Source organism: Acidovorax sp. SUPP950 (assembly GCF_030158935.1).
Lineage (GTDB): Bacteria > Pseudomonadota > Gammaproteobacteria > Burkholderiales > Burkholderiaceae_C > Paracidovorax.
On the sequence record NZ_BQXE01000005.1, the window covers coordinates 261,252 to 283,565 of the forward strand.

The 22,314-nt window shown below is 71.9% G+C and carries 17 protein-coding genes; 8 read left to right on the forward strand and 9 right to left on the reverse strand.

Annotated elements, in window-relative coordinates:
• Nucleotides 1–55 precede the first annotated feature (55 nt).
• Nucleotides 56–2,035 (forward strand): putative bifunctional diguanylate cyclase/phosphodiesterase, encoded by a 1,980-nt coding sequence (locus AVME950_RS19805; protein ID WP_284431102.1) that lies wholly within the window; start codon nucleotides 56–58, stop codon nucleotides 2,033–2,035.
• A gap of 124 nt (nucleotides 2,036–2,159) precedes the next feature.
• Here the strand turns inward: AVME950_RS19805 and AVME950_RS19810 are convergent, their stop codons facing one another.
• From AVME950_RS19810 to AVME950_RS19820, 3 genes are all read right to left on the reverse strand, one after another.
• Nucleotides 2,160–3,053, reverse strand: coding sequence for a ChaN family lipoprotein (locus AVME950_RS19810; RefSeq protein ID WP_284431103.1), 894 nt, complete (start codon nucleotides 3,051–3,053; stop codon nucleotides 2,160–2,162).
• Between the two features lie 166 nt (nucleotides 3,054–3,219).
• On the reverse strand, nucleotides 3,220–4,611 hold the full coding sequence (locus AVME950_RS19815; protein ID WP_284431104.1) for a heavy metal sensor histidine kinase: 1,392 nt from the start codon (nucleotides 4,609–4,611) through the stop codon (nucleotides 3,220–3,222).
• Nucleotides 4,562–5,260, reverse strand: a complete 699-nt coding sequence (locus AVME950_RS19820; protein ID WP_284431105.1) for a heavy metal response regulator transcription factor — start codon at nucleotides 5,258–5,260, stop codon at nucleotides 4,562–4,564. Before AVME950_RS19820 ends, AVME950_RS19815 begins: the two co-directional genes overlap by 50 nt.
• Nucleotides 5,261–5,423: 163 nt before the next feature.
• Here AVME950_RS19820 and AVME950_RS19825 point away from each other — a divergent pair, with 163 nt between their 5' ends.
• From AVME950_RS19825 to AVME950_RS19835, 3 genes are all read left to right on the forward strand, one after another.
• On the forward strand, nucleotides 5,424–5,792 hold the full coding sequence (locus AVME950_RS19825; protein ID WP_284431106.1) for an aldo-keto reductase family protein: 369 nt from the start codon (nucleotides 5,424–5,426) through the stop codon (nucleotides 5,790–5,792).
• Nucleotides 5,793–5,883: 91 nt separating this feature from the next.
• Entirely contained in the window at nucleotides 5,884–7,074 is a 1,191-nt protein-coding gene (locus AVME950_RS19830; protein ID WP_284431107.1) for an aldo/keto reductase, read from the forward strand.
• Between the two features lie 26 nt (nucleotides 7,075–7,100).
• Nucleotides 7,101–7,826, forward strand: a complete 726-nt coding sequence (locus tag AVME950_RS19835; protein ID WP_284431108.1) for a formylglycine-generating enzyme family protein — start codon at nucleotides 7,101–7,103, stop codon at nucleotides 7,824–7,826.
• A gap of 347 nt (nucleotides 7,827–8,173) precedes the next feature.
• Here AVME950_RS19835 and AVME950_RS19840 read toward each other — a convergent pair whose 3' ends face one another.
• Nucleotides 8,174–8,866: a nitroreductase family protein gene (locus AVME950_RS19840; protein ID WP_284431109.1), complete on the reverse strand. Its 693-nt coding sequence runs from the start codon at nucleotides 8,864–8,866 to the stop codon at nucleotides 8,174–8,176.
• A 332-nt stretch (nucleotides 8,867–9,198) separates the two neighbouring features.
• Between AVME950_RS19840 and AVME950_RS19845 the strand changes: the two genes are divergently transcribed.
• Nucleotides 9,199–12,804 carry a ribonucleotide reductase barrel domain-containing protein gene (locus AVME950_RS19845; protein WP_284431110.1) on the forward strand — a complete coding sequence of 1,202 codons (3,606 nt, stop codon included), beginning with the start codon at nucleotides 9,199–9,201 and terminating at the stop codon, nucleotides 12,802–12,804.
• Between the two features lie 52 nt (nucleotides 12,805–12,856).
• On the opposite strand, the gene AVME950_RS19850 is transcribed toward AVME950_RS19845, so the two are convergent.
• Both AVME950_RS19850 and AVME950_RS19855 read right to left on the reverse strand, forming a co-directional pair.
• Complete coding sequence (locus AVME950_RS19850; RefSeq protein ID WP_284431111.1) at nucleotides 12,857–14,233, reverse strand: sigma-54-dependent transcriptional regulator; 1,377 nt, start codon at nucleotides 14,231–14,233, stop codon at nucleotides 12,857–12,859.
• On the reverse strand, nucleotides 14,230–16,029 hold the full coding sequence (locus AVME950_RS19855; protein ID WP_284431112.1) for a sensor histidine kinase: 1,800 nt from the start codon (nucleotides 16,027–16,029) through the stop codon (nucleotides 14,230–14,232). The genes AVME950_RS19850 and AVME950_RS19855 overlap by 4 nt, the downstream gene beginning before the upstream one ends.
• Before the next feature lie 124 nt (nucleotides 16,030–16,153).
• Between AVME950_RS19855 and AVME950_RS19860 the strand changes: the two genes are divergently transcribed.
• The 3 genes from AVME950_RS19860 to AVME950_RS19870 all read left to right on the forward strand — a co-directional run bounded on the left by AVME950_RS19860 (nucleotide 16,154) and on the right by AVME950_RS19870 (nucleotide 19,538).
• On the forward strand, nucleotides 16,154–16,813 hold the full coding sequence (locus tag AVME950_RS19860; RefSeq protein ID WP_284431113.1) for a DUF4166 domain-containing protein: 660 nt from the start codon (nucleotides 16,154–16,156) through the stop codon (nucleotides 16,811–16,813).
• 4 nt (nucleotides 16,814–16,817) lie between these two features.
• Nucleotides 16,818–18,305 carry a TIGR01777 family oxidoreductase gene (locus tag AVME950_RS19865; RefSeq protein ID WP_284431114.1) on the forward strand — a complete coding sequence of 496 codons (1,488 nt, stop codon included), beginning with the start codon at nucleotides 16,818–16,820 and terminating at the stop codon, nucleotides 18,303–18,305.
• A 159-nt stretch (nucleotides 18,306–18,464) separates the two neighbouring features.
• Complete coding sequence (locus AVME950_RS19870) at nucleotides 18,465–19,538, forward strand: AbrB family transcriptional regulator (RefSeq protein ID WP_284431115.1); 1,074 nt, start codon at nucleotides 18,465–18,467, stop codon at nucleotides 19,536–19,538.
• A 145-nt stretch (nucleotides 19,539–19,683) separates the two neighbouring features.
• Here AVME950_RS19870 and AVME950_RS19875 read toward each other — a convergent pair whose 3' ends face one another.
• The 3 genes from AVME950_RS19875 to AVME950_RS19885 all read right to left on the reverse strand — a co-directional run bounded on the left by AVME950_RS19875 (nucleotide 19,684) and on the right by AVME950_RS19885 (nucleotide 22,296).
• Nucleotides 19,684–19,971, reverse strand: a complete 288-nt coding sequence (locus AVME950_RS19875) for a BTH_I0359 family protein (protein ID WP_272566968.1) — start codon at nucleotides 19,969–19,971, stop codon at nucleotides 19,684–19,686.
• Nucleotides 19,972–20,193: 222 nt separating this feature from the next.
• Nucleotides 20,194–21,423, reverse strand: coding sequence for a DUF3108 domain-containing protein (locus AVME950_RS19880; RefSeq protein WP_284431116.1), 1,230 nt, complete (start codon nucleotides 21,421–21,423; stop codon nucleotides 20,194–20,196).
• Nucleotides 21,424–21,513: 90 nt separating this feature from the next.
• Nucleotides 21,514–22,296, reverse strand: a complete 783-nt coding sequence (locus AVME950_RS19885; RefSeq protein ID WP_284431117.1) for an IclR family transcriptional regulator — start codon at nucleotides 22,294–22,296, stop codon at nucleotides 21,514–21,516.
• Nucleotides 22,297–22,314 lie beyond the last annotated feature (18 nt).

The following is a 22,314-nucleotide window of genomic DNA, read 5'->3' on the forward strand; positions in this document are numbered from 1 at the left end:
CGCCTGGAAAGCGCGGTGCGCCCGGCGGGCGAGGCAAAACACAACAAGGACGTTCATGGATGAAGAGGAGGGCCCGGCCCTGACGCGGGTGCCCGGCTGGGCGTGGGCCGCCTACGTGGCGGCGGGCGTGGCGTGGGTGGCGGGCGGCGACGCACTGCTGGCCTGGCTGCTGGGCACGGACGCCGGTGGCGGCACCCGCGCCGGCCTGTGGGGCAGCGCCAAGGACATCGCCTTCGTGCTGGTCTCCGCCGCCCTGGCGGTGGCCGGGCTGCGCCGGCTGCAGGCGGCCGATGCCGCCGCGCTGGTGCGCCGGGGCCGCGCCTGGGCGCGGATGGCGCGCGGCGCCGAGCAGCGCCAGCGCCTGGCGACCACGGTGGTGGACAACGCCATCGAGGGCATGGTGGTGACCGATGCGAACAACCGCATCCTCTCGGTGAACGCGGCCTTCACGCGGCTGATGGGCTACACCGAGGCCGAGCTGCTCGGCCAGACGCCGCGCCTGTTCAAGTCCGGCCGGCACGACCGGGCCTTCTACGAGGCCCTGTGGACCGAGCTGTCGCGCACCGGCCGCTGGCAGGGCGAGATCTGGAACCGGCGCAAGAACGGCGAGGTGTTTCCCGAGCGCATGTCGCTCAGCACCGTGCGCGACGGCGCGGGCGTGGTGACGCACTACGTGTGCCTGTTCACCGACATCTCCCAGGAGCACACCCAGCGCCAGCGCCTGGCGTTCCTCGCCCACAACGACCCGCTCACCGGCCTGCCCAACCGCACCTGGTTCGCCCAGCGGCTGGAGGAGGCCACGGCCCAGGCCCGCGGCAGCGGCGAGTCCATGGCCGTGCTGCTGCTCAACCTGGACCGCTTCAAGGACGTGAACGACAGCTACGGCCACGCCGTGGGCGACGAGGTGCTGCGGCACATCGCCCGCCGGCTGGAATCGGCCCTGCGCCCGGGCGATCTGGCCGGGCGCCTGGCGGGCGACGAGGTCGGCGTGCTCGTGCGCCACGCCGCGAGCGAGGAGGAGGCCGCCGCCATCGCCCGCACGCTGATCGCCGCCGTGGCCGAGCCCTGGCGCTCGCCCGAGGGCTTCGAGGTGGTGGCCGGCGCGAGCGTGGGCATCAGCCTGTTCCCGCGCCACGGCGACAGCGCCCAGGCCCTGCTGCAGGGCGCCCACGCCGCCGTCTATGGCGCCAAGGAGCGCGGGCGCGGCGCCTGGTGTTTTTTCAGCGAAGACATGACGCGGGCCGCGCGCGAGCGCCTCGCCCTCGAATCGCGCCTGCGCGCGGCGCTGGCGCTCGGCCACCTGCAGCTGCACTACCAGCCTCAGGTGGACATCGCCACCGGCCGGGTGATCGGCGCCGAGGCGCTGGTGCGCTGGATGGACCCGCAGGAGGGCATGATCTCCCCCGCGCGCTTCATCCCTGTGGCCGAGCACTCCGGCGTGATCGGCCCGCTGGGCGAATGGGTCATGCACGAGGCCTGCCGCCAGGCCCAGGCATGGCGCGCGGCCGGGCTGCCCGCCCTGACCATGGCCGTGAACGTGTCGCCGCGCCAGTTCCACCTGACCGACCTGGCCGGCTGCGCGGCGTCGGCCCTGTCCGCCTCGGGCTACCCGCCCACGCAGCTGGAGCTGGAGATCACCGAAGGCGCGCTCGCCGAGCGCCCCGAGGAGGCCCGCCAGGTGCTGCTGCGCCTGCGCGGCCTGGGCCTGCGCATGGCCATCGACGACTTCGGCACGGGCTATTCGTCGCTCGCCCACCTCAAGCGCTTTCCCATTGACGTGCTCAAGATCGACCAGGGCTTCATCCGCGACCTGCCGCAAAACAGCGACGACATGGCCATCTGCACGGCCATCATCGCCATGGGCCACAGCCTGGGTCTGGCGGTGCTGGCCGAAGGCGTGGAAACGCCCGAGCAACTGGCCTTCCTGCGCGAGCGCGGGTGCGACCGCTACCAGGGCTACCTGTGCCAGCGCCCGCTGCCGGCCGAGGCGTTCACGGCGCTGCTGCGCGGACAGGCGGGCGGGGCCGTCCACTGAGCCGGCACGGGCGGCGGACGGGCGTGCGGATCGATTGCTATAAAAATAATAGCTATATGCCCTAGTGGATCATGTGCTGGAGGCCGTTTTGGCTTGAATCCCCCACCGGGTTCGCCATGGCGCCTCAGGGCCTGGCGCCCTGCGAGCGGCGCAGCTCGGCGCAAGGGTCGCGCGACGGCAGGGCCGGGGTGGCCTGCACCGCGTCGGTGTCGCCCGCTTGCGGGTCGGGCGCCCCGCCGGCCTGCGCCAGCGCCACCTTGGCCGTGAGGCCGGGGAACCAGTGCGTGGGCACGCCCACGCCGCGCAGCACGTGGCCACCGCCGGCCACCAGCACCACCACCTGCCCGGGGCGCCGCGCCGCCGCGGCCACCGCCGCCATGCGGGCGTCGCGGGCGATCTGGATGCGGGCCATGCCGGGGATCTGCGACTCGGGCAGCAGGCCGCAGTGCCCCTCGCGCAGGGCGGTGTGCTGGCGCGCCAGCGCCGCGGCGTCCAGGTGCCGGTCCCAGCGCTCGTCCCGCATCGCCTCGCGCAGGTCCGCCCGCGGCAGGTTGCCGCCGCGCACCGGCACGCCGGCCCGCACCGCGGCCATGGCCACCGGGCCGTACTGCGCCCACGGCCAGGCCGCCGCGTTCCAGCCGAGCGCCTGCTGCACCTGGCCTTCAGTCGCGTCGCGGGGCAGTCCGTCGGTGGCCCGCCCGCTGTCGGCCATCTCCATCACCAGCGCCGCCAGCTGTCCGCGCGCGGCGAGCCACTGCACGGCCTCGCGCTCCAGCGCCTGGTGTTCGGGGGCATCGTGCTGCTCGCCGATCAGCAGCACATCGGCGGGCAGCAGGGCCTGGACCTGGGCGAGCCAGGGGGTGGGGGCGGCAGGGTCCGGGGGCGCATGCGCGCAGCCGGCGAGCAGGGCCAGCAGCAGGGTGGCAGCGAGGCGGGGGCCTCTCGGCCACGGCGCGGGGCCGAGTCGATGGGCTGCATGCCGGGAAGGCGATCGGGAGGGAAACAGGGTGCCGTGCATGGGCGCATGCTAAAGCCATGCCCTGTCGACCCGCGCCTTCCCGCGGCGCGACCCGGTGATGCACCGGATCAGCGGCGGGGGTGGGTGGGATGGCTGAGACCGTGCGCCCGGGACGGTTGCGACGACGGCACGCAGCGCGGGCACGTGCGCAGATGCGGAGAGGTCGTCAGCCGACCGGCGCCGTCCCGAACCGCATGCCGACCTCGGTGCCGTCGGCCGCCGAGCGCGCCCAGACATCGCCGCCGTGCATGCGGGCGATGGCCGCCACGATGGACAGTCCCAGGCCCGCGTGCATGCCCTCGCGGTGCCGGGCCGAGTCGCCGCGATAGAAGCGGTCGAACAGGCGAGGCAATGCGGCCTCGGGAATCGGTGGCCCCTCGTTGGCCACTGACACGCCGGGGCCGTCCGCACCGCCCGCAGCCAGCTTCACGCGGACGGTGCTGCCTGGCGCGGCATAGCGGCACGCGTTGCTGAGCAGGTTGGAGACGCCGCGCTGCACCAACCGTTCGTCCACCGGCAGAATGAGCTCGCCTTCCAGGGCTAGCCGCAGGCCCCGCTCAGCGGCGTCGGCCTCGTGGTACTCGAACAGTTCGGTGATGAGCGGACCCAGATTGCGTGGCGCATCCACACGCGCGCGCAGCCCTCCGTCGGCGCGCGCCAGGAACAACATATCGTTCACCACCGAGGCCATGCGCCCCAGATCTTCCAGGTTGGACGCCAGCGTTCGCGCCAACTCGGGCGCCGCACGCGGTCGCGACAGCGCCAGCTCGGTCTTGCCGATGAGCGCGGTGAGCGGCGTTCTCAGCTCATGCGCCACGTCGGCATTGAAAGCCTCCAGTTGCGCGCGGCCCGCTTCGAGCCGGTCGATGAGTTCGTTGAACTGGTCTACCAGCGGCGCCAGCTCGGCACTGCGCGCCGACAGTTGCAGATGCGCGAGTCGCCGGCCTGCAGACATCGCCTGGGTCTGCCGGGCCAGTTGGCTCAGCGGGCGCAGGCCATGCCGCACTACGGCGAATCCGAGTCCTGCGCTCACCAGCGCCCCGGCCGCGGTGGCCAGGGCCAGCAGGCGCGCCAGGGTCTGCTGTCGCTGCTCGTCCTCTGCGATATCGACATCGAAGCGGCCCCGCAGCGACCGCTGTCCGTCAGCCGACCGCAGCTCGAAGCTGCGTGAACGCACCTGCGGCGACAGCGTGTGTGCTTCGTCGTGGGGATCGAGGTAGAACGCCGAGCCGTCGGGGTGCAGCAGCTGCAGCCGCGAGCCCTGGCGCTTGACGGCGTTGGTCTGCAGCAGGTGCAGAAAGTCCTGGTTCTCGGGTCGCCACATCGCGCTGGAGGTTTCCACCAGCTTCTGGACCTTGATGCCCAAGATGCGCGACTGGGCCTGCTCCTGCAGCGTCTGCACCCCCAGGTATACGACGACGGAAATCGCACCCAGCAACAGCGCCACGCCCAGGCCCAACTGCAGCGCCAGGCGGCGCACCACGGAATGCGGCGCCCGCCGGCGGGGCTCATGCGTCGCCATCTGCACCCCCGCGGAACTCCAGGATGTAGCCCACACCGCGCACCGTGTGGATCAACTTGTGGCGGAATGCGTCGTCCACCTTGGCGCGCAGGCGCCGCACCGCGACTTCCACCATGTTGGTGTCGGAGTCGAAATGGATGTTCCAGACGCGTTCGGCCAACGTGGTGCGGGTCAGCACCTGTCCCTTGCGGCGCAGCAGCAAGGACAGCAGCTGGAATTCCTTGGTAGACAGCTCAATACGGCGGCCTTCGCGGCGCACATTGTGCGCTGCCAGGTCCAGTTCCAGATCGGCGACGCGCAGCACGGTCTGCTCCTGAATGCTGGCATGGCCCCGGCGAATCAGCGCCTCGACCCGTGCCCGCAGTTCGGAAAAGGCGAACGGCTTGACGAGGTAGTCGTCCGCACCCGCATTCAGGCCCAGTACCTTGTCGTCCAGCCGGTCGCGTGCCGTCAGCATCAGCACGGGCTGCCCGCCCTTGCCCCGAATGGCGCGCAGCACCTCGAAGCCGTCGCATCCCGGCAGCATGACGTCCAGCAGCACCAGCGCATAGTTGCCACCCAGTGCCAGCGCCCGCCCGCTGGGGCCGTCGTGCGCCACATCGACGCGGTAGCCGCACTCGGACAGCCCCTGGTGCAGATAGTCGGCCACGCCGCGGTCGTCCTCGATCACCAGCACTTTGTGCACCTGTTTCACCTCCGGGCCGATTGTGCCTGCACCCCCTGCGCGTTGGATTACCAATCTGTAATCCGTTCGAGCGGCATCGGTCAGCTGCGTGCGGACCATGGGGCCCTGCGCGGCGCGTGGGGCGACCGCGCACCCCGCCCACCGCTTTTTTTGGAGTGCATCCATGGCCATCGTGACTCACCGCATGTCCACCCGCCGCACGTTCCCGCGCGGCAGCCTGGGCCCGGCCACGTTCCTGACGTTCGATCGATTGCCTGGCGCGCCCCGCTCCGATCTGTACGACGTCATCGGCCAGTACGTCAGCGCTGGTGCCAAGGTTGTGGACACCTCACCGCTCTACGGCAGTGCGCAGGTCACCGTCGGCGACGCGGGACTGCTGCCTGACGCGTCGCAGCGCGGGCACACGGCGCGCTACGTTGAAGCGCTGGCCGGCTTCGGCAAGGTGCAGTCGCTGCCCTGGTATCCCGACAAGCAGAACCAGTATCAGGGGCTGGTCCGCCGGGCCCAGGCGGCATTGCGAGCGCGGCGGTGAGCGCGCCGCGTCATCACTCCCCCCGGCTTTCGCGTCCGACCTCGAGTCGTCGCTGTTCGGACTTCGTCATTTCACCAAGGATCAAAACATCATGGACCGCCGCAACTTCCTGCATGCCGCAACCACTACCGCCGCCACGTTCGCCGGCCTGGCCGCCTCGCCCCTGGCGCGGGCTCAGGCGCCCGGCCTGTCTGCCGCGCTCACCGAGCGGGGCAGCGTCCTGGCTACGCGGGGGCCGATGACCGACCGGGCGCTGCCCCGCAATGCAGCGGCTGCTCCCGGGCAACGTTATCGGCCCGCATTCCGCTTCGGCCTGGGCGGCACGCAGATCGGCAACATCTTCGCCGCCCTCAGCGACGCGCAAGCGCAGGCTGTGTTGCAGGCCGCATGGGACGCGGGCGTGCGCCACTTCGATACCTCTCCGTTCTACGGCTACGGCCTGAGCGAATACCGGCTGGGCCACTTCCTGCGCGGCAAGCATCCCGACGACTACGTCGTGTCCACCAAGGTCGGGCGCATGCTTCAGGCCAGCCGCGGGCCGCTGCCCAATGCCGCGCTGTGGGTGCAGCCCGCGCCCATGGCGTATCGCTACGACTTCACGGCGGCCGGTGCGCGCCGCTCGGTGGAGGACAGCCTGCAACGGCTGGGCCTGCCCAAGATCGACATCGTCTACATCCACGACCTGTCGCCCGACAACAGCGAACTGCCAGGCACGTGGCGCGACCACTTCGCCGTTGCGGCGGGCACCGGCGGTGCCATGGGTGAGCTGGCCCGCATGCGCGATCAGGGGATGATTGGTGGCTGGGGTTTCGGCATCAACACGCCCGACGCCGCCGTGCTGGCCGCTGAATCGGACGTGCCGACGCCCGATGTGGTGCTGCTGGCCTGCCAGTACTCCATCCTCGACCACGAGGTGGCGCTCTCGCGCACCTTCCCGGCACTGCAGCGCAAGGGCATATCCGTGGTCGTCGGCACGCCGCTCAACGACGGCTTCCTGGGCGGGCGCAACCGGTATCACTTCAGCGACCAGATCCCCGCGGGCGCGGCCGACAAGCGCGCGCGGCTGGCGGTGGTGGCCGACCGGCACGGCATTGATATCCGCACGGCGGCGCTGCAGTTCGCGGCGGCACCGGCGGTGGTTTCGGCGATTATTCCCGGTGCCCGCGCGCCCGGCCAGGTCCAGGCCAACGTGGCGTCGATGCGTGTGACCATTCCCGCATCGTTCTGGGAGTCGCTGCGGCGCGAGGGGCTGATCTCGCGCCAGGCGCCGGTTCCCGCCTGACACCACGCCGGCCCAGGAGTGAACGGATGACAACACCGAAGGCAATCCTGCACGGCACGGCCTGCGCACTCTTTGCGGTGGCCGCACAAGGTCAGGACCGGGTGTCCGTTGGCGACTTCGCCATTGATCGACACGAAACCACCATCGCCCGGTTTGCCGAGTTCGCGCAAGCCACCGGCCGTGTCACCACGGCGGAACGGGAGGGCGGCGGCCACGAATGGGGCCGCGGCTGGGAGCGCCGCGCTGGCTGGAACTTCCGCCGCCCCTTCGGCGTGCCGCCGGTCAGCCCGCAATGGCCCGCCGTGCACGTCAACTGGCACGAGGCGCGTGACTTCTGCGCCTGGGCGCAAGGCCGCCTACCCACCCGCGCCCAATGGACGCTGGCGGCTTACACCGAGCAGGGCGCAGGGACTCGTGCCGGCTTCGTGCGGGGCCGCACCTACCCGTACCCGACCGGCGATTCGCCTGAAGGCGCCAACACCAGCGGCGCCGACGCCTGGCCGCGGCTGGCACCGGCCGGTGCCACGCGCGGTGGCGTCAACGCGCTGCACGACATGGGCGGCAACGCCTGGGAATGGCTGGCCGACCGGCAGGGCGATACCGCACTCACCGCCGGCGGCTCCTGGTGGTATGGCGCGGCGCAGATGCAGGCCGCGTCCATGCAATGGAAGCCGGCCGACTTTGACGTGGTGTATGTGGGGTTCCGCTGTGTCTACGATGCGCCCGTGCAGGGCGGTGCAAAGGCGCCCTGACAGGGCGGCGGCAGGCCGTTGCGATGCCATGCTGCCCCTGTGGCCGCACGGCAGCTTCAGTGCCTTCCAGAAATGACCCTTTCCTCGGCGCCTGCCAGGTCGCCCTTGGGGTCGACATGTGGCCTGATGGGGGCTCCTGGCGTGGAGAACCTGGTGTTGTAGACGCTCCAAGTGTTATGCACCCGGAGCACCTTGTGCGCTGCGCCTTTGAAGTCCACACCGGCCTTTGGCGGGCCAGGGACATGCCCTCGGCGGATTCCAGGGTCGATGATCGGCTGGCATGCGCGGGGCCTCGGGGGCCTGCGATGCCGGTGCCGCGCTGCCGGGCCCAGGCGCGCGGCTGCGCCTTACACCTCGGTGACGAACTGCTCGCGCGGACGGCGCACCTTGGCCAGCGGGGCCAGCCAGTCCTGCTCGGCCTGGCGGTAGCCCAGCGGCAGGATCGCCACGCTGCGCAGCCCGCGGGCGCGCAGGTTCAGGATGCCATCCAGCGCGTCGGGATCGAATCCCTCCATGGGCGTGCTGTCCACCGCTTCGTAGGCCGCGGCCATCAGCGCGGCGGACAGGGCGATGTAGGCCTGCCGGGCCGCGTGCTGGAAGTTCACCTCGGCGCCGCGCTGCGGGTAGGTCCCCAGCAGCATGTTGCGGTAGTTCTCCCAGCCTTCGTTCTTGAAGCCGCGCACCGCGTTGGTGTAGTCGAACATGGCGTTGATGCGTTCGGGCGTGTAGTCGTCCCACGCGGCGAACACCAGCAGGTGCGAGCCTTCGGTGATTTGGGCCTGGTTCCACGCGATGGCCTGGATGCGCTGGCGCACCTCGGGCTGGGTGACGAGCAGCACCTCGAACGGCTGCAGCCCGCTGGAGGTGGGCGCGAGCCGCGCGGCTTCGAGGATGCGCTCGACCTTCTCCTGGGGCACCTGGCGGGCCGGGTCCATCTTCTTCGTGGCGTAGCGCCACTGCAGGCGCTCGATCAGCGGGGTGGCATCGGGCCCGTGGATGGCGGTTTCGAGTTCGGCGGCCAGTTCGGCGGTGGGGGACATGGTGGATTCCTGAAAAGGAAGGGTGGGATGAAGGGATGGGCAGGCGTGCCACCGGGAACCGGGAGCACCTTGCCTGGAATATGGCGCCAACGGCCAGGGCGCATAAGCCCCGGCGCGGGAATCACAGCGTTTCGATCCAGGAAACAAAAAAACGCGGCAGCGCGCGTGCCGGCTGCCCAGGAGGGGCCGCCATCGCGCAGCCCTGCCGTGCATACACCCAGGCGCTTTCACCCTCTGAAAAACCCTCGCCGTCCTCGTTGACATTGGGCAAGCCGGGCGGCGGGCCACCGGAGTAAAACGGGGGCCTTGTGCACCGTGGAAGCCCCAGCGACATGCAACGCGACCCCTTCATCCCCGTGGCGTCCGACGCCACCCCCGTGCAGCCCATCAGCCTGGACGTGCTGCGCGAAAAGTACCTCAAGCCCGGTGAGACGGAGGTGCAGGACCTCTACCGCCGCGTGGCGCGGGCCCTGGCCTCGGTGGAGCCCGCCGCCGAGCGCGCGGCGCACGAGGCGCGCTTTCTCGCCAACCTGCGTGCGGGGGCCATCGGGGCGGGCCGCATCATGAGCGCCGCCGGCACCGACATCCAGGCGACGCTCATCAACTGCTTCGTGCAGCCCGTGGGCGACTGCATCCAGGGCATGGACGACGGCGGCTACCCCGGCATCTACGAGGCCCTGCGCGAGGCCGCCGAGACCATGCGGCGCGGCGGCGGCGTGGGCTACGACTTCTCGCGCATCCGGCCCAAGGGCGCGCAGGTCAAGGGCACGGCCTCGCTGGCCTCGGGGCCGTGCAGCTACATCAACGTGTTCGACCAGTCGTGCTCCACGGTGGAGAGCGCCGGCGCGCGGCGCGGCGCGCAGATGGGCGTGCTGCGCATCGACCACCCCGACGTGCTCGAGTTCATCACCGCCAAGCGCACCCCCGGGCGGTGGAACAACTTCAACGTGTCGGTCGGCGTGACCGATGCCTTCGTGCAGGCCGTGGCCGATGGCCAGCCGTGGGACCTGGTGCACCCCGCGCGCCCCGGCGCCGCGCTGCTGGCGCAGGGCGCGGTGCAGCGCACCGACGGCCAGTGGGTCTACCGCACCGTGCCGGCCCGCGATCTGTGGGACACCATCATGCGGTCGGCCTACGACTTCGCCGAGCCGGGCATCCTGTTCCTCGATGCGATCAACCGCGACAACAACCTGCATTACTGCGAGGCGATCGCGGCGACGAATCCCTGCGTCACGGCCGACACCTGGGTGCTGACGGCGGACGGCCCGGCGCAGGTGGCCGGCCTCATCGGGCGGCGGTTCGGCGCGGTGGTGGACGGCCGGGTCTTCTGCACGGAAAGCGAAGGATTTTTCAAGACCGGCCACAAGCCCGTGATCGCCCTGCGCACGCGCGAAGGCCACACGCTGCGCCTCACGCCCGACCACCGCGTGCGCCGCGTGGCGCGGCAGACCCGCTACGCCCAGTCCCTGGAGTGGACGGCGGCCGGCGACCTGCAGCCGGGCGACCAGATCGTGCTGCACGACCACCGCGCGCTCGGCGGATGGGACGGTGCGGGCACCGAGGCCGAGGGCTACCTGCTCGGCCTGCTCGTGGGCGACGGCACCTTGAAGGCCGACAAGGCGGTGATCTCGGTCTGGGCACCCGAATTGCGGCAGGTGGGCAACGGCACCGTGGCCTATGCCGCCACCGGCGCGGCAGGCATCGTGCAGGAGGCCGAAGCTGCCGCGGCCACGTTGCCCCACCGGTCTGATTTCAGCGGCTTCCAGCGCCCCGTCGGCACGCGCGGGGAGGCCCGCATGGCCAGCGAGGCGCTGTGGCGACTGGCGCACGCCATGGGCCTGCGGCCTGACCACAAGACGATCACGCCGGCCATGGAATGCGGCTCCTCCGCCTTCGCCGCCGGCCTGCTGCGTGGTTTGTTCGATGCCGACGGTTCGGTGCAGGGCGCCCAGGACAAGGGCGTGAGCGTGCGCCTGTCGCAAAGCGATGCCGATCTGCTGCGCACCGTGCAGCGCATGCTGCTGCGCTTCGGGATCGCCTCCACGCTGTACACCGGCCGCCGCCCCGCGCAGCACTCTGTGCTGCCCGACGGGCGTGGCGGCACCCGGGCCTACCCCACGCAGGCGCAGCACGAACTGGTGGTGTCCGGCGATAACCTGCAGGTGTACGCCGATCGCATCGGCTTTGCCGACACCGCCAAGGCCGCTCGCCTGGAAGCCGCCCTGGCGGGCGACCAGCGCCGGCTGAACCGCGAGCGCTTCACCGCCACCGTGGATTCCATCGCGGCCGATGGGTGCGAGGACGTGTACGACGTCACCGTGGCCGACTGCCACGCCTTCGACGCGAATGGCCTGTATGTGCACAACTGCGGCGAGCAGCCGCTGCCGCCCTACGGCTGCTGCGACCTGGGGCCCATCATCCTCACGCGCTTCGTGCGCAACCCGTTCGGGCTGGCGGGCGCGCCGGCCTTCGATTTCGAGGCCTTCGAGCAGAGCGTCGCCACGCAGGTGCGCGCGCTCGACAACGTGCTGGACGTGACCTTCTGGCCGCTGGAGGCGCAGCGCGCCGAGTCGGCCGCCAAGCGGCGCATCGGCGTGGGTTTTACCGGCATGGGCAACGCGCTGGCCATGCTGTGCCTGCGCTACGACCGCGAAGCGGGCCGCGCCATGGCCGCGCAGATCGCCGAGCGGCTGCGCGATGCGGCCTATGCCGCATCGGTGGCGCTGGCGCGCGAGAAAGGGGCATTCCCGAAGTTCGATGCGGCCGGCTACCTGGCGCCCGGCACCTTCGCCAGCCGGCTGCCGCAGGCGCTGCAGGCGCAGATCCGCGAGCACGGCATCCGCAACAGCCACCTGCTGTCGATCGCGCCCACGGGCACGGTGAGCCTGGCCTTCGCCGACAACGCCTCCAACGGCATCGAGCCGCCGTTTTCGTGGACCTACAAGCGCAGGAAGCGCGAGGGCGACGGCCGCATGAGCGAATACGCCGTGGAAGACCACGCCTGGCGGCTGTACCGCGAGCTGGGCGGCGATGTGAATGCCCTGCCCGACTACTTCGTGAGCGCGCTGTCCATGCCTGCCGCCGACCACATCGCCATGATGGAGGCGGTGCAGCCCTTCGTGGACACGGCGATCTCCAAGACGGTGAACGTGCCGGCCGACTACCCGTACGAGGACTTCAAGGGCCTGTACCTCGCCGCCTGGCGCGCGCGGCTCAAGGGGCTGGCCACCTACCGGCCCAACACCATCCTGGGCGCCGTGCTGGAAACGCATGCGCCCGAGACCGAGCCGGCGCCGGCCGCACCCGCATCGGCAGCGGCCGCAGCGACGACAACGTCCTCCGCCCCCATCGATCCGATGCGCACCGTGATCGAAAGCCGGCCCAAGGGCGCCCTGCCGGCCGTCGCCGAGAAGGTGGAGTACTGGACGCAGGAGGGCCACAAGACGCTGTACCTGGTGGTGTCGTTCCTGCCGGTGCCGAATGCCGGCGGCACGGGCACGGTGGACCGCGCCATCGAGTTCTTCATGCCCGTGGGGCAAAGCGGCGAATCGCAGCAGTGGATCACCTCCAGCATGCGCATGCTCTCGCTGGCCGCGCGCGGCGGCTTCCTGGAGCGCGCCCTGAGCGACATGCGCAAGGTGGCGTGGGACCGCGGCCCCGTGCGCCTGGGCACGCGCCAGCGCGAAGACGGCACGCGCGTGCCGCTGTGGCACGACTCCGAAGTGGCCGCCATGGCCTATGCCATCCAGAACATCCTGGCCAGCCGCGTGCCGGACCCGGTGCAGCAGGTGCTGCCGCTGGACGAGCCCGAGGCGCCCATGGGCATGCCGCCCGCAATGGCCGGCAAGAAGTGCCCCGAGTGCGGCGCGCACGCGGTGATCCGCAAGGACGGCTGCGACTACTGCACGCAGTGCGGGCACCTGGGCACGTGCGGTTGAGGGGCGGCTAAGGGGCGGCTAAGGGGCGGGCAGGGCCGGGGGCCGGCGCGCGCTAGCGCAGGCCCAGCCGGGTGAGCTTCTTGATCAGCCCGGCGCGCGAGATGCCCAGGCGGCGCGCGGCCTCCGACTGGTTGCCCTGGGTGGCCTCCATCGCTTCCCGCACCATGCGGGTTTCCAGCTCGAAGATGGCCGCATCCAGCGCGCCGACGGGGGCGGCCGCTGCCGCATCGGCCGGGCCCGCATCCGGCAGGTGCGCCAGGTCGCCGCTGGCGAACCGCAACAGGTCGAGGTCGATGCGCAGGTGGCCCGGGGCGATGAGCGCACCGGCCGACTCCACCAGGGCCCGGAGCTGGCGCACGTTGCCCGGCCAGGGCTGCGTGGCGAGCCAGGCCTGGGCGTCGGGCGCGAACAGGGCCTGCGGCGCCACGCGGCGCAGAAAGTGCGCGGCCAGCAGCGGCACGTCCATGCCCCGCTCGGCCAGGGGCGGGATGCGCATCACCACGCCCTTGAGGCGGTAAAAGAGGTCCTCGCGAAAGCTGCCATCCTGGATCATGCCCTCCAGGTCGCGGTGCGTCGCCGACACCACGCGCACGTCGGCCTTCTTCATCTCGCGCCCGCCCACGGGCAGGAAGGTGCCCTCTTGCAGGAAGCGCAGCAGCTTGACCTGCATGGCGGGCGGCATTTCGCCCACTTCGTCCAGGAAGAGCGTGCCGCCGTGCGCGGTTTCCACCAGGCCCGGCTGGTCGCGGTGGGCGCCGGTGAAGCTGCCTTTCAGGTGGCCGAAAAGCTCGCTCTCCAGCAGCTCGCTGGACAGGGCGCCGCAATGGATGATCGCGAAAGGGCCCTGCCGGCGAGCGCTGCATTGGTGCAGGGCGCGGGCCACCAGCTCCTTGCCCGTGCCGGTGGGCCCGAGCACCATCACGCTCACCGAGGTGCCGGCCACGCGGCGCACCATGGCGCGCAGCTGCTGCGCGGCAGGCGACTGGCCGACGATGCCCAGGTCTTCGCTGCCCTCGCGTGCGCGCAGCTCCCGCAGCTCTTCGTCCAGGCGGGGTTTGTGCATGGCGCGCGAGACGACGAAGCGCAGCATGTCCGGGTCGATGGGCTTGGTGAGGAAGTCCCACGCGCCCTTCTCGGCGGCGCGCAGGGCGAGTTCCCGGTCTCCGTGGCCGCTCAGGACCACCACGACCGAGCCCGCGAACTGCCCGATCAGCTCCAGGCCCGCTTCGGGGTCCATGCTGGGCGGCATGGCGAGGTCGAGCAGCACCACGTGGGCGCGGTCCTGTCCGAAGGCCCAGGCCGCCTCTTCGCCGCTGCCGGCCACGGTGACCCGGTGGCCCAGTTCGCGCAGGAAGGAGCTGCCCAGCCGTTGGTAGGCGGGCTCGTCGTCCACCAGCAGGATGTGGCCCAGGGAGGGGGAAGGGGTCATGGTCGGTGGGGAGGAAAGGTCAGGGTGAAGCAGGTGCGCCAGGGCGGGCGCTCGGTCAGTGCGGCCGTGCCGCCGTGCGCGGCCATGATGCGTGCGACGATGGCCAGGCCCAGCCCGGTGCCGCCCGGGCTGCGCGAGGCGAAGGGCTGGAACAGCCGCTCGCGCAGCTCGGCGGGAATGCCGGGCCCGTCGTCGCAGACATGCAGCCGCAGGCCGTCCTCGCCCGGCTCGGCATCCACGTGCACCCGCCGCTGGCCTGCGGCGGCCTGGGCGTTGGTGAGGAGGTTGGCCAGCACCTGGTCCAGCCGCGCGGGGTCGGCGTGCACGGGGCAGGGCTTGTCCAGCCCGGGCCCCAGTTCCACGGATGGGGCGTGGCGGATCGCCTGGCGCACCTGCTGCGACAGGTCGATGGCCCGCGGCTCGATCTGCCAGGGCTTGGCGTAGTCCAGCAGGTCCTCCGCCAGGCGCGAGATGCGGGCGATCTGCTCCTGCACGTCCTTGCGGACCTCGGCCGGGGTAAAGGCCGTGGCCATGGCGATCACGTTCAGCGGGTTGCGCAGGTCGTGCGCGACCGTGGCCGCGAGCGAGCCCAGTTCGGCCAGGCGGGCCTGCAGCTGCCGCTCGCGCTCGCGCTGCTCTGCGGCCGCGGCGTTTTCCACCTGGCCCGCCGCCTGCACGAGCACGGTGCCGAACAGCTCCGCCAGGTGCCGCTGCCCGGGCGGCGCCTGCTCGAAGCCGTGCAGATGGGCTTGCCACTGGGCGCCGTCCTTGCGGCAATGCACCGTGGGGGTGTGCGGATCGGGGGCGAGCGAGGGGCCCGTGACGACCCGCACGGCCACGCCCATGCGCTGGGACAGCAGCGAGGCGGCGATGGACGAGAGTTCGCCGAGCGATTGGGCCGTGGACAGCGCGCCGCGCCAGGTGTCCAGGTCGTGCGCCGTGGGGGTGCCGCCGGGGTAGACCAGGCGCTCGGCCAGCCGGCGCACCGGCCCGCTCCAGGCCAGGCAGGTGGCGGCCACCACGGCGGAGGTGAGCCAGCGCGACTCCACCGGCAGCAGCAAGGTCAGCGGCACGGCCAGCAGGCCCAGAAACAGCACGATCGCCCAGGCCAGGGCCCGCCGCGCCCAGGCGTTGGCCATGAAGACCCGGTAGCGCAGGATGCCGTAGACCAGGATCAGCGGGTACGCGGGGAAAGCCAGCACCTGCCAGGGGTACTGGGGAATGCGCAGGGCCGCGAACGCGTAGCCCGAGATGCACATCAGCCCCCAGCCGCACGAGAGGGCCACGGCCGCGATCTGCCGGCGTTCGGTGGCCACCCGCGTCTGCCAGAAGGCCTTGGCCAGCACCAGCAGGCCCGCGCTCGCGCAGGTGGCCCAGACCAGGCTGGTGGTCCATCCGGCCGCATTGGGCACCACCACCCACTGCACGCCGGTGAACGGCGGAAAGTGCTCGAACGCGCCCGGCGGCACCCACCAGGACAGCGCGGTCGCGCCGCACGCCGCGCCGTAGGCCAGCCGCAAGGCCCAGGGCCGCAGCCGCTGGCCCGTGAAGATGGCGCAGAAGTGCAAGAACGCTGCGGACGTGATGGGCACCGTCGCCAGCAGGGCCATGGCGAAGGGCGCGGTGCCGATGCCGGCCCAGTTGGGCAGCTCGTTGCCCACGATCCACAGCCCCACGCCGAGCAGGAAGACGATCAGCAGCCGGGCGCCCGCCACGTGCTGGGCCCACAGCCACAGCACGCCGGACAGGGCCAGGGTCTGAACGAATGCCAGGGCGAGCGCGATGTGAATGGCCATCCGGCACTGTAAACCGAGTCGACAGCGCGCCCGCCGCAGCTGTCTACCGCGTTGACAGGTGGATTAAAAAACCGTTTGAAATCAACGGTCTGTGTGCTGGCATGTGCCCTGCAATACAGAAGGCATGAAGACCGCCACACCCCCCCTTCTGCCCCGCGATGCCGATGCCCGTGCCTCTGCCGAGGCGCCGGCGCCCCTGGACCTGGCCGCACTGCTGGGCGCGGCGCAATGGCACCGGCTGTCGCCCGCGATCCGCCGCCGTTTCGCGGCAGGCCATGCGCCGGTGCGCTACAGCGGCGCGCTGGACGTCCGGCGCTCCCGCATGGGCCGGTGCTTTGCCTGGGCCTCGCGCCTGCTGGGCGGGCCGCTGCTGGATGCCGACGAGGACGGCGTGCCCGCCGAGGTGCGGGTGCACTGCGACGCGCGCGGCGGTGTCGTGTGGGAGCGCCACCTTCGCCTGCCGGGGCGGCGCGACGCCGCCGTCGTGCGCTCGACCAAGCTGCGCGGCCCGGACGGCGGCCTGCAGGAGCGCACGAGCGGCGGGCTGTCCATGGCGCTCGACGTGGTGGTGGAGGACGGGGCCCTGGTGTTCTACAGCCGCCGCTATTTCCTGGCGCTGGGCGCGTTCTGCGTGCCCATTCCCGATGGGCTCACGCCGGGGCGGTGCCGGGTCGAGCACCGCGACGAAGGGCCGGGCACGTTCCGCTTCACCCTGGACATGGCGCACCCGCTGTGGGGCCGCACGTTTTTTCAAACCGGTGTGTTCACCGATCCCGAGGAGTGATTCCATGGACATCGTTTTCATCGTTCTGACGGTGCAGGCCCTGATGGGGGCGTTCGACAACCTCTGGCACCACGAGTGGTCCGCCCGCCTGCCGCAGCGCACCTCGGCCCGCCACGAGCTGCTGCTGCATGCGGCGCGCGAGGCCCTCTACGGCGTGCTCTTCCTGGGATTCGCCTGGGTGCAGTGGCAGGGCTGGTGGGTGCTGCTGCCGACGGCCCTGCTGGCGGTGGAGATCGTGATCACCGCGGCGGACTTCCTGGAGGAGGACCGCAGCCGCCGCCTGCCGCCCGCCGAGCGGGTGCTCCACACGCTGCTGGCGGTGAGCTATGGCGTGCTGGTCGGCGTGATCGCGCCCCTGTTCGCGGCGCACGCGGCCCTGCCGACCGGCGTGGTGCGGGTCGGGCACGGGGCCTGGTCCTGGCTGTTCACGGTGGCGGCCGTGGTGGTGCTGGCCTGGAGCGTTCGCAATGCGTTCGCCGTCGTGCGGCTGCGGGCGGCCGTGCCATCCGCTGAACCCCTGCCCGTTGCCGCCCACGGGCCTGCGGTGCTGGTGACGGGCGCCACCGGCTTCATCGGCACGGCGCTGGTGCGCCGGCTGCAAGGCGAAGGCCGGCGCGTGATCGTCTGGACGCGCGATCCGCTGCAGGCCCGCGCGACCTTCGGCCCGCAGGTCTGGGCGCTGGACCGCCTGGAGGACATCCCGGGCGAGACGCGCATCGACGCCGTAGTCCACCTGGCCGGCGCGCCGGTCCTGGGCCGGCCGTGGACCCGCGCGCGGCGCCGGCAACTGGTCGAGAGCCGGGTCGGAACGGCGCGGCAGCTCCTCGGGCTGATGCAGCGCCTGCACTGCCCGCCCGCCGTGCTGGTGGGGGCGTCGGCCGTGGGTTTCTACGGCGTGCCCGCGGCGGACACCCCGTTGGACGAACGCGGCGCGCCGCAGCCCGGGCGCTTCCAGTCGGACCTGTGCGCCCAGGTGGAGCGCGCGGCAGGCGCGGCACAGGCCCTGGGCGTGCGTGTGGTCTGCCTGCGGATGGGCCTGGTGCTGGGGCCGCAGGGCGGGGCCTATTCGCCGCTGGCCTGGGCGGCACGGGCCGGACTCGGCGCCGTGCTCGGCAGCGGGCGGCAGCGCGTGCCGTGGATTCACCGCGACGATGCGGTGGGCCTGGTCTGCCATGCCCTGTCCCGCCCCGGCATGGCCGGCCCCGTGAATGCCGTGGCACCGGACGTGCCCTCGCAGGCGCGGTTCGCCGCGGCGATGGCGGCCTCTTTCGGCAGGCCGGTCCTGCTGCGGATGCCGGCGTGGCCCCTGCGCGCTGCGCTGGGGGAAATGTCCGAACTCCTGCTCTGCGGGCAGCACGCGGTGCCCCGGCGCGCCCTCGCCGAGGGCTATGTGTTCAGGCACCCCTCGCTGGCCGGCTCGCTGGGCGCCCTGGCCCGGCCCGGGGCCCCGGCCCCGGGCGAACCGCTGCGCCCCGCGGCCCGGCCCTCCTGACCCTGGTGGATTGGTTTGCTATTAAATAGATAGCATAAAGGGCAATGAATACTAGGGCATTCGGCCTTTTTCCATCGCAATCCTGGCAGCGGGAAGGGGGCCGGTGCCGCGCGGGCGATACTTTCCCCTCCCCTGGATTTCGCCGTTCCGCGCCCGCCGATGCTCTCTTTTCCACCTGCCCGCATCCTTCTCACCCTGGCCCTGGCCCTTGCGGCCGCGGTGGTGTGTCTGGCCCTGCACACGCCGCTGCCGTGGATGATCGGCCCGCTGGTCGCCACCGCACTGCTGTCCATCTCGGGCGTGCCCACGGCCAGTTCGCGGCGCCTGCGCAATGCCGGGCAGTGGACCCTGGGCGCGGTGCTGGGCCTGTATTTCACGCCGCAGGTCACCGCGCTGGTGGCGGGTCTGTGGTGGGCGATCGCGCTGGGCGTGGCGTGGGCGCTGTTCGGGGGCTGGCTGTTCGGCGCATGGCTGTACCGCGTGCACGCGCCGCACCTGCCGGGCGTCCCGGCGCCGGTGGTGCGCGCGACCAGCTATTTCTCGGGCGCCATCGGCGCGGCCTCGGAGATGACCCTGCTGGCCGAGCGCGAACACGCCCGCACCGACCTCGTGGCCGCCAGCCACAGCCTGCGGCTGGTGATCGTGACGGTGACCATTCCGTTCGCGCTGCAGTTCAGCGGCCTGCACGGCCTGGACCTGCTGCCGCCCGCCGTGCGCGTGGTGGATGTGCAGGGCCTGGCGCTGCTGGCCGGCCTCACCGGCCTGGGCGCGCTGGCGATGGACCGCCTGGGCCGCGCCAACCCCTGGTTCATGGGCGCGCTGCTGGTCTCGATGGGCCTGGCCATGGCGGGCATCACGCTGTCGGCCGTGCCACAGGCGCTGGTCAACGCCGCGCAGCTGGTGATCGGCGTCAGCCTGGGCGTGCGCTTTCGACCGGGCTTTTTGCACACCGCGCCGCGCTGGCTGGGCTCGGTGGCGATCGGCACGCTGGTGCTGCTCGCCGTGTGCGCGCTGTTCGCTGTGGCGCTGTCCCGGGCCACCGGGCTGCACTGGGTGACGATGGTGCTGGCCTCGGCCCCCGGCGGCATCGCCGAGATGTCGATCACCGCCAAGGTGCTGCAGCTGGGCGTGCCGGTGGTGACGGCCTTCCAGGTGTGCCGGCTGATCGCCGTGCTGCTGCTGGTGGCGCCGTTGTATCGGTGGATTTACCCGGCGACGAAGCCGGCCGGCTAGCCGCGCTGGCCCATGGGGTGTGCCTGGGCTGACATGACGTGAAAATGAGTGCCCCAGTGGCAGACGCCATTCATGTCAATGGCTTGCCTAAACAGGAAGGAGCCACGGAGCCCATCCCCGTGGCCGTGGGACGGTGCCAGGTTCGTCAGTGCACCACTACCGGGTTTTGCGCCAGCCCCACGTAGCCGTCCAGCGTGTCCTCGACTTCTTCCTGCGTGGGGGTGTCGCGCTGCCAGGCCAGGATCTGCTGCTGGAACATTTCGGCCCACGAGCCGTCCAGGTACACCTCCTTGCCGGAGCGCTTGTCCACGATTTCGAAGCCGTGGCGCGCCAGCTGGGGCGGGGTGGGCCAGCCTTTGGGGGCACCGTCCGCGGCGGCATCCGGCTGCATGTGGACCACCACGAAGGTTTCGGAGTCATAGAGCATGTGCATGGTGTTCCTCTGTCGGTGTGTTGCTGTCAGATGGCCACCCAGGTCGCTAAGTTCAAGCCCTGGCGCTTTCGGTGGTCGGTGAAAACCCGCCGGCTGCGTGAAAACAGTATTTCATGAATCCTGTGCGCGGGCGGCCTGATCCGCGAAGTAACCGCACTGTCCCACGCCCATGTGGGCGAAACCGCACAGGTTCTCGGGCGGTTTGCCGCGCCGCAGCCGCGGTTACGGTGGCGTGCTGGCGCTCAGGCGCAGGTCGGCGAAGTCGCCGTTGGACTGCGTGATGCGGATGCGCGCCGGCAGAAAGCCCAGCGACGGCGCGAGCCACAGCTCGGCCTTCTGGTCGTATTCCTTGCGCGGCAGGCGCTGCAGCTTGAGCGCGGGGGTGGCGCCGCGGGGCAGGTCCAGCATCTCCGTGCCTTCCACGGTGAAGGTCCAGCGGTCGGCGTAGCGCGCGCCCACGGTGGTCAGGGTGATCTGGGTGCCGTCGGGATAGCGCTCGGGGGCGGCGGCCAGCAGGGCGCCCAGCTGGATGAACACGCTCAGGCGGTCCTGCGCGCCGGCGCCGATGGCGGCCTGCGGCGTGTTGGCGCTGAAGGTCACGCGCCCCTGGCCGAAGTTGAAATGCGCGGCCTGCTCGCTGCGGGCCTTGTCGCCGAAGCGTTCCGGCTGCAGGCCGCTGGCGGTCACCTGCCCGGTGCTGGTCTGCGAGCGCGCGCCGATCAGGAAGGCCTTGATCTCCTGCCGGGCCTCGTAGCGGGCGCCGTCGTGTCGCCACAGCAGTTCGGCGCTGGCGCGGTAGTTGAACTTCTTGGCCTGGCCGCTCACCTCGAACTCCAGGCGCACCGGATCGGGCAGGCGGGCGGGTGGCGGCGTGGTGCTGGCCGTGTTGGCGCCGGCGCCGGGCGGTCGAATGTCCACGCCGGCGCTGCTGTCCTGGGCGCTGTCGGTGGGGGAAGATGCCGCTGCGGTGGGCGAGGCGGCTGCGGCCGATGCGGGGCTGGACGCAGCGGAGGCGGCCTGCTCGGGCGCTGTGGCTGTCTCGGAGGCCGCGCCCTCCGGCACGGCGGTTCCAGCCGATGCCATGGCCGTGGTGTCTGCGGCGGGAGTCTCTGCCGTGGCCGAGGCCTCGCCCGGGGGCATCGGCGGCGCTTTCTGCGCAACGGGCATCGATGGCGCGGGCGCAGGGGGCGCTGGCTTGCGCACGGGGGCCGGCCGGGGCCTGGGTTGGGCTGCTGCAGCGGGCGGGGTGGGCGCAGGGGCGGGAGCGGCTTTGGCCGGCGGCGGCGCGGCGGGCGGCTCGGGTGGGGGCGGTGGCGCCACGGTGCGGGTGTGGAAGGCCATGCGCACCGGCGCGCCGCGATCCTGTCCGCCGCCCAGGGGCAGGCCCACCAGCACCCAGGCGTGCACGGCCAGCACCAGCAGGGTCAGCAGGATGAGGACGCGGCGCGGCATGGTTTCAGTGCCCGGACGACAGGGCCGGCGCGGCGGTGGCCGGACGCCGGCCTGCACCGCCGGCGCGGCCCGCCCGTGGCCCCGTCCCGCTCATGCGCAACCGTGGCCCAGGTCGCGCGACAGCGCCTGGGCGGCGGCGCGCAGCGGCGCGTCGATGGCGCCGCCCCAGGCGGGATCGAACGTGGCGACCGATCCCAGCGTGGTGATGCCCAGGGCCAGGTGCCCGTCGGCGTCGAACACCGGGGCGCAGAACGCGACGATGCCCGGCAGCAGGGTGTCCACCACGCGGGCCGCGCCGCGCTCGCGCACCTCGGCCAGCAGGGCGTCAACGGCGGCGGCGTCGGTGGGCAGATCGGTGCGACCCAGCTTGGCGGCGTGGGCCAGCTCTTCCTGGAGCAGCGCGGCCGTGGCCTCGCGCGGCAGGTGGGCGCAAAAGCAGCGGCCGGTGGCGGAGGCCAGCAGCGGCATGACGTCGCCCAGGCGCAGGTTGGCGGTCACGGCCTGGGGCGATTCCTCCCAGTGCACGATGGTCGGGCCCCGGTTGCCCCACACGGCCAGCGCCAGGGTGTGGCCGATGGCGTCCATCAGCGCGGGCATGCGCTCGCGCGCCAGGCGCATCGCGTCGAGCCGCGCGAGCGAGGCCAGGCCCAGCTTGAGCGCGGCCGGCCCCAGGTCGTAGCGCGCGGTGCCCGGGTCCTGCGCCACCAGCCCCAGGCGCTGGAAGCTCACGAGGTAGCGGTGCGCCTTGGCGGCGCTCATGCCGGCCGTGGCCGCGAGGTCCTTGAGCATCAGCGGTCCGCGCGAGCGGGTCAGCCCCTCCAGCAGGGCGAAGCCGACTTCCACCGACTGTATGCCTGCCCGTTCCTTGTCCATCTGCACTAGAATTTCCAG